The sequence below is a fragment of the uncultured Veillonella sp. genome, assembly GCF_900545205.1.
Lineage (GTDB): Bacteria > Bacillota > Negativicutes > Veillonellales > Veillonellaceae > Veillonella.
This window is the reverse complement of record NZ_UQYC01000055.1, coordinates 1-13199: the sequence shown is the minus strand read 5'-3', so window position 1 is coordinate 13199 and position 13199 is coordinate 1. Positions and strand designations below refer to the sequence as shown.

The window sequence follows — 13199 nt, the reverse complement described above, 5'->3', positions numbered from 1 at the left end:
ACACACAATAACTACACACAAACAAAAAGAGCTCCTCAGTGAAGGAGCTCTTTTTATATCTATTTATAAATGTTGATTATATTTGATAGATTGGGAATATTTTTATTGACTTATATATTTAAAAGAAAAGACCTATGCATATGCATAGGTCTTTAGTCATTTTATTTGATGTGTTTAGAACCACGTTCTGTCATAGCTACGCCGTCTTTGCAAAGAGGGCATTCTTCAGGTTTGTATGTAGGAACTTCAAGGTTAAGCAATGCTTGTACTTTTTCATGAGGTACGCCGAATTCTGCTTTACCACCAGAACGGTTAACGAGTAAACCTACCCCTACGATTTCACCACCAGATTGGTTTACAACATTTACTACCTCTTGTACAGAACCACCAGTAGTTACGATGTCTTCAACGATAAGCACGCGTGTACCTGGTTCGATTTTGAAGCCACGGCGCAATGTCATAACACCTTTTTCACGTTCTGTGAAGATAGCGCGTGTACCAAGAGCTTTACCTACTTCGTGAGCTAGTAAGATACCACCAGTCATAGGTCCGATAACGAGTTCTACATTTTGATTGCGGAAGCGTTCAGCTAATTCTTTACAAAGCGTTTCAGTGTATTTAGGATGTTGCAATACATTGAATTTTTCAACGTACATTGGGCTGTGGAGTCCAGATGTCAAAAGGAAGTGACCTTCTAAAATAGCTTGAGTGTCGATAAGTAATTGTTTTACTTCTTGTTCTGTCATCATTTGGATACATTCTCCATTTCTTCAATAATTAAACGAACTGCTTCACGAGGGTTTTCAGCCTGTGTAATAGGGCGGCCAATAACGAGGCGAGATGCGCCATCTTGTAATGCACTAGCAGGTGTAGCAATACGTTTTTGGTCGTCTGTTGCTGCAAAGGATGGGCGAATACCAGGTGTTACGATGAGGAAATCATCACCACATGCTTCACGAATCATCTTAGCCTCTAATGCGGAACATACAACGCCATCCATGCCACATTCTTTAGCAAGCTTTGCTAAACGAATAACTTGGTCGGAAATCGGTAATTGACCACCAGTTGCAGTCCAAGCTTCATCATCAAAGCTAGTTAATACAGTGATTGCCAATAATTTTGTACGTTCAACACCTAATTGTTCAGCTGTTTCACGAGCAGCTTTTACAGCAGCTTTCATCATAACAGGACCACCTTGACCATGCATAGTGATCAAGTTAGCACCTAAACGTGTTAGGGAAGATACGCCATGTGCTACTGTATTAGGAATATCATGCAATTTCAAATCAAGAAATACTTGTTTGTTTTGCTCTTGTAAATAGCGAACTGTTTGCTCTCCTTCGGCGTAGAATAGCTCCATGCCGACCTTGTAAAAGCTAACCGCATCACCAAGGGCTGTTACGGTTTCTTTCATCGCATCCATAGTGGATACATCAAGGGCAACGATTAATCTGTCATCTGCCATCTTGCAACCTCCATACTACATATATATCTAAATAATTTTCACATACAGAGGGCCTATCTGTCAATTAAATTTGATGTGAAAGAGGTGACTAATAGTCACCGTTGAATAGTAGATTATAGAGTGTTTCATGCTATAATAAATGGAGAAAATGAATACAATTCTTATATATAAATTAAAAAACATATAGATTTGAAAGGAGTCCTATGTTAGATTTTGTTGCATTAGACTTTGAAACAGCTAATAAATTTAAAAATAGTGCGTGCTCCTTAGCGGTTATTACCGTAAAGGATGGACAGATTACCAAAAAGGCGTATAGCCTTATCAAACCACCGTTCATGAGTTTTGATGATGAATGTATTGAAATTCATGGTATTCAACCAAAGGATGTTATCCATGAGAAAACCTTTGATCAATTGTGGAATGCAATCTACGAAAATCATTTAAAAGGTAATATCATGGTAGCTCACAACGCAAAATTCGATATGAATGTATTGCGTGCTACACTGGATTACTATAAAATTCCTTGGCCAGAGCTAGATTATGCATGTACTGTAAAACTTTCACGTGCTGTATGGCCAGATTTAGTAAACCATAAGCTAAACACAATGGCTGCATACATGGGGGTTGAGTTTAAACATCACTACGCATTAGATGATGCGGAAACATGTGCTAAGGTTGTGTTAGAGGCGGCTAAGGCTAAGGGCGTTAATAGCTTGCCAGATTTGTTGAAGGCTACAGGTGTACCACTAGAACCATTTATTGATGACAAAAATCGCGCTGCTCAAGAGGCTTTACATAAAGAACCTGAGCCAGAGCAAATGTCGTTCTTTTAGTAAGGAGAGACACTATGTTAGGCAAAGAATTATTATCTTATGTGGATCACACACTATTACGTCCTACAGCTACATGGGATGATATTAAAGAAATTTGTGAAGCCGGTGTAGCCTATAAGACGGCATCTGTTTGCATTCCACCAGATTTTGTGGCTTCTGCCCATGAATCGTACCCAGACCTCAATGTTTGCACTGTTATTGGTTTCCCTTTAGGCTATGAAACGACAGAGGTGAAGGTAGCTGAAACAAAACAAGCCCTTTCGGAAGGGGCCTCTGAAATTGATATGGTCATAAATCTAGGCAATGTAAAACAAGGTGATTTTGAATCCGTTACTGGTGAAATTAAGTCACTTAAAGAGGCTTGTGGAGATAAAATTTTAAAGGTTATCATCGAAACGTGCTATCTAACGGATTCTGAAAAGGTAGCTCTCTGTAAATGTGTTACAGAGGGTGGAGCCGACTATATCAAAACATCTACAGGTTTTGGTAGCAGTGGGGCTAGTATTGAAGATATTCAACTCTTTAAGAAACACATCGGCCCTAATGTAAAAATTAAGGCTGCCGGTGGTGTTCGTTCTATCTCTGATATGAAAGCCTATATTGCAGAAGGTTGTAGCCGTATTGGCGCCAGTGCAGCAGTAGAACTACTCAAAGATCATTTAGACGAAGAAGTGTAATAGAAAACCACCTAGGCAGTGCTTAGGTGGTTTCTTAGAATGGCGGTATAACCATGCGCATGTATGATATTATTCTAAAAAAACGTTCTAATTTACCATTAACAGATGAGGAAATTCACTTTGTTATCTCTGGCTATGTGAATGGCGAAATTCCAGACTATCAAGTGAGTGCTTTGTTGATGACCATTGTATTTAATGGGATGAATGCTCGTGAACTAGGCACATTGACATTAGCGATGGCACAATCGGGGCACATGGTAGATTTGTCCAATATCAATGGTATAACAGTAGATAAACATAGTACCGGCGGTGTAGGGGATAAGACAACCCTTATCATAGGGCCTTTGGTGGCTGCTTGTGGCGGCAAGGTGGCGAAAATGTCGGGCCGTGGTCTTGGTCATACGGGTGGTACCATCGACAAGATGGAATCTATACCAAACCTAAAGGTATCCTTGGACCAAGAAGCCTTTATTAATCAAGTCAATACAATAGGCCTAGCTGTAATCGGTCAATCTGAAGGTTTGGCACCAGCAGATAAAAAACTCTATGCCTTGCGAGACGTAACAGGCACTGTAGATAGTATTCCATTGATTGCATCCTCTGTTATGAGTAAAAAATTAGCTTCTGGAGCACAAGCTATCTTGCTAGACGTAAAGGTTGGCAGTGGGGCCTTTATGAAAACCTTAGACGATGCTCGTGCATTGGCTAAAGCAATGGTAGATATTGGTACGGAAAATGGCCGCTCTGTTAAGGCTGTTTTAACCGATATGGATAGACCATTAGGTCATGCCATTGGTAATGCTTTGGAAATTCGCGAGGTTATTGATACGTTGAAAGGTCATGGCCCAGAGGATTTAACACATGAATGTCTTATTATGGCTGCCCATATGCTCGTATTGAGCCATATATGCGACTATGAAACTGCCCTCAGCCGTGTACAAGAGGCACTCAACTCTGGTGCTGCCTTAGATCGATTGCGTATGATGATTGATGCTCAAGGTGGAGATAGTCGTGTTCTTGATGATGAAAGCTTATTAGCAATCGGAAAATTCACCTATGATGTTACAGCGCCTCAAGACGGTTATATTACGCATATGAACACCGAGCAATGTGGTATTGCATCGGTTATGCTTGGAGCAGGACGTACAGTTAAGGATGGCCCTATCGATTATAGTGCGGGCATCATAATGCACAAGAAAACAGGTGATACTGTTCGAACAGGTGAAAGTATAGCTACCTTGTATGCTTCCGATGAAAGCTTGCTCGCCAATGCTAGTCAAACATATTTAGAGGCCATAACCTTTGGTGAAACTGCACCAATTGTGGTGGATACAATTCTTGATATGGTGGAATGAGGAGATCCATATGATAGAAAGGGAAACTCATATGACAGAACAGGAAATTCAAAAGCTTATTGATCGTGCTATAGCAGCTCGAGAGAAAACCTATAGTCCGTACTCCCATTTTGGCGTAGGTGCAGCCCTTGTATGTGAGGATGGGAGTATCTATGAAGGCTGTAATATAGAAAATGCTTCCTATGGCTTAACGAACTGTGCAGAACGAACTGCTATATTTAAAGCTGTATCAGAAGGGCATACAAAATTTAAGGCCCTCGCCGTAGTTGCTGATACGGAAGGACCTTGTGCACCTTGTGGCGCTTGTCGCCAGGTGATTTCTGAATTTGAAATACCACAGATTATTTTGGCTAATCTAAAAGGCAATTATAGAGTTGTTAGTCTTGATGAGTTATTACCCTTTAGATTTGGTGCTGATAGCTTATAGTAAAAAAAGAGACCACATATGTGGTCTCTTTTACTTTATACCTTAGAATGCAGGAACAACTGCACCTTTGTATTTTTCTTCAATGAATTTTTTGATTTCAGGGCTATGAAGTGCTTCCATTAATTTTTTGATGCGAGGATCGTTTTCGTTACCTTTAAGTACAGTAACGATGTTTACGTAAGGGGAATCTTTGGATTCAATTGCCAATGCATCTTTACTAGGGTTAAGGCCTGCATTTAATGCAAAGTTAGTGTTGATAGCTGCTAAAGCAACATCGTCAAGAGAACGAGGTACTTGAGCTGCTTCTAATTCAACGAATTGATAACCATTAGGGTTGGAAGCGATATCTTGAACTGTAGATAAGATATTGCTGGAGTCTTTCAATGTGATAAGACCTTCTTTTTGCAATAACAATAATGCACGACCACCGTTTGTAGGGTCATTAGGGATAGCGATTTTAGCGCCTTTAGGTAGATCTTTCAAATCTTTGATTTGACGGGAGTATAAGCCCATTGGTTCAAGATGAACACCACCAGCAGATACTAATGGGAGGTTATGAGCTTTTGCGAATTCATCCATGTAAGGTACATGTTGGAAGAAGTTTGCATCGATTTCTTTATCACCCAAAGCAAGGTTTGGTGTATTGTAATCAGTGAATTCAGTGATTTGTAAATCAATACCATCTTTTGCCAAGATAGGTTTAACTTGTTCCAAGATTTCTGCGTGAGGTACTGCTGTAGCACCGATTTTTAATACTTGCTTGCCATTGCTAGCAGCTTGCTTGCTGTTGTCGTTACCGCAACCCGCGATCAATAAAGCACCGCCAAGGATTACAGTAGCCGCTAATGCTAAAAATTTTCTCATTAGACACACTCCTTTTACAATTAGTTCATATAAAATATTACATTAATAGTACTAAATTATTTCCTATCTATCAAGAAGGAATTATTACGAGTTCTCCATAGCTTAAAGTTATAGCAAAAAGAGATTTTCAAACTAACATCTATAAAACGTTGTTAAAGTTTGAAAATCTCTCTTTATTTTATGTAATTGTATGTAGTGTATGTACGTATTGGTAAATACTTATTTGCCAATAATTAAACCTATGGACCACATGATTTGGTAAATCATAGCTGCTCCCGCAGTGGTGCCCATCGCTTTGTCCAGAAGGTATTCATCTGTTTTAGTACTTAAGGTGTGTAGCGTTTTGAAAGCTAGTGGTGCTGCGAAGAAGGCTAATAGGGAGAACCATGTCATGTGACCTACGATGATCCATGCAAGGATCCAAATAAAGTTGAATAGGTAGGTGATGCTCATCAGACTGAGAGCGCGTTCACGACCCAAAACGATTGGTAACGTACGTCGACCGTGGCTTTCATCATTTCTAATATCACGAATGTTATTAGTGAGCATAATGGAGCCAACTAGTAATGTAGATGGAATAGCAGGTATCAATAATGCTGAGGATAAGTCACGTGTCCATGCATAGCCTGTTATGAGTACGATAGCAAACCCCATAGCGATGCCAGAGGAAATTTCCCCAAATGGTGTACGGGAAATTGGTTTTGGACCACCAGAATAGAGGAAGCTAATTAGAATGCAAAGAAAACCTGCTGGAATATAGTACCAAGTGATGGTGGCAGATAGGTAAAGTCCGATGATAATAGGTACCACCATGAGCACCTTAATCATGGTAACGATGAGTTCTGGTGTAATAGCACCACGCGTAATAGAACCAGCATTACCAACCTTTTGCCCTGCATCGAGACCAGATTTAAAATCTTTATATTCATTCCATAAATTAGCTACAATTTGAGCTGTTACAACGGCTAAAAATATTAAAACCGTATGGATAATGGCAAGACCTGTACCGTGAGTGGCACCAAATGCGTAATAGCTAAAGGCTGCACCTAAAATGGTAGGCCCTAAAGCAGCTACTAATGTACGAGGCCTAGTGAGTGGAATTATTTCTTGTATCATAATAAAAGCACACCATGTGTGCACTCCTTTCTATTTCTCATACCATATGTTTACATATCTATTTAAGTATTGTATAGCAGAACTGAAAGGTTGTAAATTAGACTATACAGTTATACAGCTCCATATAGTATAATAATTAGTATATGCAGTATAGATTATCTTTTTGAAATCTTTATGGATGCAATATGGATTATGAATATAATCTGTATATGAATGTATTGTTAAATCGTGAGGTGTCTTATGAGAGCTCTCAACAAAAAAATGATGACATTGGCTTGTGCCACATGCTTAACTGTTGGCATGGGCGCAGTGGCATGTGCGGATACAGTAGATTTAGGCTATGGTTTATATGGCAGTACGTCTCCTACGGTGAAGGCTGTAGAGGCCATGCGTGTTCCTACGGATGCAAAGCTGCGGAATAATGAGCAAAGTCAAATAATTTCAATGGCAAATAAAGCGGCTGTTGATGCTGTTAATGCTAGTATGAAATTGCAAGCACCGGTACAAGTTGAACCTATGAAGGGTGATGTGTTAGATGGATTTTCCGTCTATCAATTGCAAGGGACGGATAAACAAGGTCACCATGTAGGTCAGTTAGTCGTTGTAGACTATTCTAAAAATGCTATAGATCAAGTAATTGGTATGAATAAAACCATTTTAGAAAAGGTTCCAGACGCAAAAAAAGCTGCAATAAAAAGCTCTATTTCTAAATATGTAGATTCCTATTCTAAAGAGAAGGCTCAACAACAATTACAACGCCTGAAGAGCAATACTATTGAAGGTGCTAAATTAGCTAAAAATCTAAAAACGATAAATGATAAGTTGCCTTCTCAAATTATGGGTGCCTTTGATAAAATGCTTGCCACAGAAAAGAACTTATCTCCTAAAAGTAAAGAAGAGCTCCGCTCTTATGTAGATTTTATGGCAAAACAAGTGAGCCTAGATGCAACGCATGTGGCTTATAAACCTGTTCAAACACGTTATGGCACGGCTGTGACAGGCGATTTACGGGGTAGCCTTAAATATGATGGTTTTAGAAATACTTATTCCTTAATTGGTTATGCCGTTCCTACAGACAAAGGTGTAGCTTTACAGCTTTTATTATCTGATGACTCTAGTCATGATTATTGGGCTAATGAGTTGAATCATATGTATCAAACACAATCTCTCAAGGGAGGTAAATAATATGAAATCTTTGAAAGTATTGGCTTGTGTAGCTTGCCTAGTGGGTACTGTATCTGGCGTAGGTTTTGCTAAGGATGTACAAACAATTGCAGGGTCCATGGTAGTGCCTAACAATGTAACTGTTGTTTCTGCATCCAAAACAAATACACGTGATTTTGTAGAGAAGCAAATGAAACAAAATCCTTCAAAAAATATGGCGATGAATATGATGGTTGAAGATGTTTTCAAAAGCTTTGGCACTACTTTTGATGTATACCAATTACAAGGGGCCGATAAAACAGGTCAAAAGGATGCATATGTAGTAGCGGTAGATGTTAAACAAATAGCACAACAAGTGGCTAAAGATAAGAGAAATGATCCTATGTTTATGGCGGCTATGGCAGCTCTTGATAAAGGTCAAATTGATCCTGTTACTGAGCAACTCGTGCTAGGTGCCGTTAATAAGCAAATTCCAACTACCACAACTGTAGTCCCTTTAAATGATCCAAAACGTTATGCTAATCTTAAAACTCGGTCAGGTGAACTACTTATAAAACCTAGAACGCTTACTGTAGAAAATGCAGAACAAGTGCATCCTGTGGCAGGCACTAAGTATCAAACCTATGCAGCAAGCTCTCGCTTATTATATGCGGATGGAGATGGTCAAACTCCGCTCTATGCAAATGCTGCATTTGTGTTGAAGCCAGGCAAACCGGTACTATATGTAGGTGTAACTACTGATGTACAACGGGATTATTTCAAAACGATATTTGACAATGCCTTCAAATCTATTAAATAATTTGTTATAGATATACTTTCACAGAGTATGTTATATACAAGGTAATTACTAATGTGAGTATGGTGGCATTAGAATAATCTATATTATTTTTTATTATATTTAAAAGGAGAATTATTATGAAAACAATTTTCACAGACAAAGCACCAGCAGCAGTAGGTCCTTACTCTCAAGCTAAAGTAGTAGGCGGTTTATTATTCGCTTCTGGACAAATTCCACTCAATCCTGCAACTGGTTCCATTGTTGAAGGCGGTATCGTAGAGCAAACTGAGCAAGTATGCAAAAACATTGATGCTGTATTGGCTGAAGCAGGTTCTGACTTCTCCGAAGTTATTAAAACAACTTGTTTCTTGGCTGATATCGCCGATTTCAAAGCATTCAACGAAGTTTATGCTAAATATTTCACTTCTAAACCAGCTCGCTCTTGCATAGCAGTAAAAGATCTTCCATTGGGTGCTTTGGTAGAAGTGGAATTTATTGCGGAAGTATAAGATGGATTATATTTCCTTGTTACAATCAGAGATGCGTCCTGCCTTCGGGTGCACTGAGCCAATTGCATTGGCTTATGCGGCTGCGAAGGCAGTCTCTGTTTTAGATGAGTTTCCTAACCATATTCACGCACGATGCAGCGCGAATATTATAAAAAATGTAAAATCCGTAGTCATTCCTAACTCTGGTGGTCGAAAAGGTCTTCAAGCGGCTACTACCCTTGGTGCCATTGTAGGTCACCCTGAGCGTGAGCTAGAGGTATTAGAATCTGCTACAGATGAAGATCGTAAATGGCTCGGCACATTGCTAGATGCCAACTTCTGTACAGTGTCACTTGCGGAAGGCGTAGATAATCTTTATATTGAAATCACTGCAGAAACAGATGAACATACGGCGGTGGTTCGCATTGAAAACGACCATACAAATGTAACCTATGTCGCTGTAGATGGTGAGATTGTGTCTGAAACGATTAATAAAATCAAGAAAGCCGCAAAGACAGAATATGCTATGACCTTTGATAGCATTTACGAATTTGCTAAAACGGCAGATATTTCTGGCATCATTCCTCAAATCAAGCAGCAAGTAGAATATAATACTGCTATTTCTCGAGAAGGTTTGTCTAATGATTATGGCTCCAATATTGGACAGCTCTTATTGTTGGATGAAGAAAATCCGTCTCTTGAAACAAAATGTAAAGCTCGTGCAGCGGCTGGATCCGATGCGCGTATGAGTGGGTGTCCATTGCCTGTAGTTATTTGTTCTGGCTCTGGTAACCAAGGGCTAACTGTATCTGTACCTATCATTACAACTGCTGAGGAACTTGGTAAAAGTGATGATGAATTGTACCGTGCTCTTGTTTTCGCTAACTTGTTGACGCTCTACGTTAAATCTGGCATTGGTAAATTGTCCGCCTATTGCGGCGTTGTATCTGCTGGTGTAGTCAGTGTAGCTGGTATTGCCTTCTTGAAAGGTGATAGCAAAGATATTATCGAAAATACTCTTGTGAATGGTCTTGCTAGCTTATCCGGTATCGTATGCGATGGCGCGAAACCATCCTGCGCAGGTAAAATTGCTATCTCCCTTGATGGCGCGTTCATGGGCTATAAACAAGCTCGCCTTAACAAGAACTACCAAAAAGGCGATGGCCTTGTAGCATACTCCGTTGATGATACTATCCGCAGTATCGGTACTGTGGCTCAAGGTATGAAAGAAACGGACGTAGTAATCTTGAATGAAATGCTAAAACACTAATTTAGCTAAAATAAAATCCCCCGCACGGGGGATTTTTTTGTATATTAACTTATAATACTATGATGATATAATATTATTTATATTTTTATTATTCTTAAAATGTATAGATTATAATGTATGAAATATTGAGCTAATTATAGGTGGAACGTTAATGGGATTAGGCTTATTTACAATAATTTTTATTATTATGGCAATAACTACAGTGTTAGGACCAGTCAAAATAAATAGTAAATTTCTATTTTATATTGCACCAGCCATACTAATTATTACTTCTTTAATTGAACTTTTACTGATAAATGATATTCAATATAGAAATGATTATAGAATTATAAATCTTTCCATAATGTTTGTAAGCTTTATGACTGTTGCATATATTAGGAGTAAACAACCTTTAAAGAAATAAAGTAGGTGATTTAGTGTTTTTCATAAATTATATTTGGTACTTTGTTCTTGTTATATCAGTCATATTTGTAATAGTTGGTAGTATCTATCAAATCAATGGTTGGAACTATAGGACACCGATGGGGCGTGGTGATTTTTTTAAGATCTATATTATTACCTATATAGGTGTTCTGTTCAGTTTATTTTTAACTTATCGTTTGAAGATTAGTACATATGACAGTAGAAATCTTTTATATGCTATTATAGTCTGCATTATAGGTGCTATAAGTGTATCTCAATTCTTTTTGTGTGGAATGCGAAGAATTGTTGATTTGAAATGGTGCTCTCCTTTATTTTATCCTATTGTATTTATATTGGGCCTTATACTATCTAAGTATATTCCTGATTTAATGTCACTTATGATGCTAGTCCAGCTTTTGCTTTATTTCACACCAGGGAAAAGTGGGTGATGCATTGTTTTTTATAATCTCGGATGAGGTAAATGATGACTATCATTATGTTTTTAGTAATATATTTTGGTTCATTAGCTCTATTATGTGTTTACAATTTTATTAAATGTGGTAACTTCTGGAGAACCGATTATTCCGCTTTAAATAGGAAGTGGTTTTTCTTCTATAATCTTATTATAGAGAGTATTGTCCTTGTAGTGTTGCCGCACGTTAAGCATTTATTTAATGAACCTTATATAAATTCTATATTAGGCACTATATTATTTGTCCTTGTATTAATAGTTTGTAATATGGTTATGCAATATATTGGTATTAAGCGTTTGGTTGATATTGGGATTAGAGATCCCAAATGGTATTTAGGGCTTAACTTTCTTCTTTTAGGCTCTGTATTACTTCCAGGTGATATAAAAACTATAATTGTGAATGCTATCAATATGGTTGTATTAGTTATGCCAAATCAAACTATTAAAATTAAAAATGAAAATAAAGTTTAAGCTATTGTAAATCGTATAGATATAAAACTAAAAAGGGGCTGTTTTACAGCCCCTTTTGTAATTCTTGTTTATTGTAATTTTTTTGGATCTTTAAGTAGCAATGATGCCCCAAGGCCCCCTATTAGGAATGGCACAAGTGTCATCATAGCGACTGGTAGGGAGTAGGTATCTGCTAGGTTACCCACTACAGGTGCAATTACGCCACCGATGGTTTGGCTTACACCGAGGGTGATGCCCGATGCAAAGCCAATGCTCTTAGCTAGATAGGTTTGGCCTAGTACGATAACTGGGCTATAGCTAATAGCTTTGGCAGCACCAATCATGAGTAGTAGGAGATAGCCTACAGGTAGCATGATTACTGGTGAGAAATTAGGAACTTCGGTTAATAGGAACATAGCTGGTAACCAAACTAATAGGGATAGTCTAATGATCTTTATAGGACCAAATTTATCACCTAAGAGGCCACCGATGTATGTCATGAAGATACCTATACTAAAGAATACGGTTAACGCAAAGCTGCCTTGTTCTGGGCTAGTACCGAGTTCACGAGTCCAGAAGATAGGAATGAATGCATTGATAACGCGGAAGTTTACCGACTGGCTTAGGATGATAATGAACAAGATACCAAAGTATTTCCAATAGTTTTTTAGTGGTTTTGCGGCTACAGCCGGATTTTCTGTAGCTATTGCTTGATCGATGGTACGCGCATGCGCTACGATGCGAGGCATTAGTACGAACAATATAGTAGATATAATAATACCTACTACGGTGAAAGCCGCTAAGCCATGTGGACCCACTGTATAAGCAATGGCACCTGCAAAGAGTGGACCAAAGGCGAAGCCCGAGCTGCCGCCAATAGCAAAGGTGCCCATGGCCTTCCCTTTCTTGCCTCCACCGAGACGGTTCATAATCTTTGCGCCTTCAGGATGGAAGATGGAAGAGCCAACGCCCGCTAATGTGGCACAAACGAGGAGGCTTTCATAAGAGGTAACAAAGCCCATCATACCTGTACTACAAGCAGATAATAAAACGCCGAAGGCAATGAGCCGCGGTTGATTGATCTTGTCTGAAATATAGCCTAGTAATGGCTGTAATAATGACGATAATGCTGTATTAGCTAAGATAAGGAAACCTGCTTGTTCCAAGCTTAGTCCATAGGTATAAATGAACAGTGGCAAGAGGGCAGGTAACACACTTTGACAGGAATCGTTAATCATATGACTCACTGTGATCAGATACGGGTAATATTTTTTCATAGTAGTGGCCTCTTTGCAAAAAAAGCGCTAACCATGGTTAGCGCTTTATATAGTTTAGTTGGCAGAGGAGGAGGGATTTGAACCCCCGCGCCGGTTGCCCGACCTACCGCATTTCGAGTGCGCAATGTACCGTCCTTTGGTAAACAACACCAATATCGGTC

The 13199-nt window shown here is 38.9% G+C and carries 14 protein-coding genes; 9 read left to right on the top strand and 5 right to left on the bottom strand.

What is annotated here, in order from left to right; translation table 11 throughout:
- Positions 1-161: 161 nt before the first annotated feature.
- Both pyrE and pyrF read right to left on the bottom strand, forming a co-directional pair.
- On the bottom strand, positions 162-749 hold the full coding sequence (gene pyrE, locus QZR70_RS06675; RefSeq protein ID WP_295793999.1) for an orotate phosphoribosyltransferase: 588 nt from the start codon (positions 747-749) through the stop codon (positions 162-164).
- Entirely contained in the window at positions 746-1465 is a 720-nt protein-coding gene (gene pyrF, locus QZR70_RS06670; RefSeq protein ID WP_287512102.1) for an orotidine-5'-phosphate decarboxylase, read from the bottom strand. The genes pyrE and pyrF overlap by 4 nt, the downstream gene beginning before the upstream one ends.
- Before the next feature lie 203 nt (positions 1466-1668).
- Here pyrF and QZR70_RS06665 point away from each other — a divergent pair, with 203 nt between their 5' ends.
- Genes QZR70_RS06665 through QZR70_RS06650 form a run of 4 tightly spaced genes read left to right on the top strand, consistent with a single transcriptional unit; the run spans position 1669 to position 4757 of the window.
- On the top strand, positions 1669-2298 hold the full coding sequence (locus QZR70_RS06665; protein ID WP_295793997.1) for a 3'-5' exonuclease: 630 nt from the start codon (positions 1669-1671) through the stop codon (positions 2296-2298).
- A 14-nt stretch (positions 2299-2312) separates the two neighbouring features.
- Positions 2313-2975, top strand: a complete 663-nt coding sequence (deoC, locus tag QZR70_RS06660) for a deoxyribose-phosphate aldolase (RefSeq protein ID WP_295793994.1) — start codon at positions 2313-2315, stop codon at positions 2973-2975.
- Between the two features lie 53 nt (positions 2976-3028).
- The gene (locus tag QZR70_RS06655) at positions 3029-4330 is read left to right on the top strand and encodes a pyrimidine-nucleoside phosphorylase (RefSeq protein WP_295793992.1); all 1302 of its coding nucleotides are present in this window, start codon (positions 3029-3031) and stop codon (positions 4328-4330) included.
- A gap of 10 nt (positions 4331-4340) precedes the next feature.
- Entirely contained in the window at positions 4341-4757 is a 417-nt protein-coding gene (locus QZR70_RS06650; RefSeq protein WP_295793989.1) for a cytidine deaminase, read from the top strand.
- Between the two features lie 42 nt (positions 4758-4799).
- Here the strand turns inward: QZR70_RS06650 and QZR70_RS06645 are convergent, their stop codons facing one another.
- Together QZR70_RS06645 and menA are read right to left on the bottom strand one after the other, a co-directional pair.
- Entirely contained in the window at positions 4800-5621 is an 822-nt protein-coding gene (locus tag QZR70_RS06645) for a MetQ/NlpA family ABC transporter substrate-binding protein (RefSeq protein WP_227721550.1), read from the bottom strand.
- A 219-nt stretch (positions 5622-5840) separates the two neighbouring features.
- Complete coding sequence (menA, locus tag QZR70_RS06640; RefSeq protein WP_295793987.1) at positions 5841-6737, bottom strand: 1,4-dihydroxy-2-naphthoate octaprenyltransferase; 897 nt, start codon at positions 6735-6737, stop codon at positions 5841-5843.
- 240 nt (positions 6738-6977) lie between these two features.
- Here menA and QZR70_RS06635 point away from each other — a divergent pair, with 240 nt between their 5' ends.
- The 5 genes from QZR70_RS06635 to QZR70_RS06615 all read left to right on the top strand — a co-directional run bounded on the left by QZR70_RS06635 (position 6978) and on the right by QZR70_RS06615 (position 11782).
- Positions 6978-7922 (top strand): hypothetical protein, encoded by a 945-nt coding sequence (locus QZR70_RS06635; protein WP_295793984.1) that lies wholly within the window; start codon positions 6978-6980, stop codon positions 7920-7922.
- A 1-nt stretch (position 7923) separates the two neighbouring features.
- Positions 7924-8700 carry a hypothetical protein gene (locus tag QZR70_RS06630; protein ID WP_295793982.1) on the top strand — a complete coding sequence of 259 codons (777 nt, stop codon included), beginning with the start codon at positions 7924-7926 and terminating at the stop codon, positions 8698-8700.
- A gap of 116 nt (positions 8701-8816) precedes the next feature.
- Complete coding sequence (locus QZR70_RS06625; protein ID WP_295783750.1) at positions 8817-9188, top strand: RidA family protein; 372 nt, start codon at positions 8817-8819, stop codon at positions 9186-9188.
- 1 nt (position 9189) lies between these two features.
- Complete coding sequence (locus QZR70_RS06620; protein ID WP_295802787.1) at positions 9190-10437, top strand: serine dehydratase subunit alpha family protein; 1248 nt, start codon at positions 9190-9192, stop codon at positions 10435-10437.
- Positions 10438-11323: 886 nt separating this feature from the next.
- Positions 11324-11782 carry a hypothetical protein gene (locus QZR70_RS06615; protein WP_295793979.1) on the top strand — a complete coding sequence of 153 codons (459 nt, stop codon included), beginning with the start codon at positions 11324-11326 and terminating at the stop codon, positions 11780-11782.
- A gap of 68 nt (positions 11783-11850) precedes the next feature.
- Here QZR70_RS06615 and QZR70_RS06610 read toward each other — a convergent pair whose 3' ends face one another.
- Entirely contained in the window at positions 11851-13038 is a 1188-nt protein-coding gene (locus tag QZR70_RS06610; RefSeq protein WP_295793978.1) for an MFS transporter, read from the bottom strand.
- Between the last annotated feature and the right edge of the window lie 161 nt (positions 13039-13199).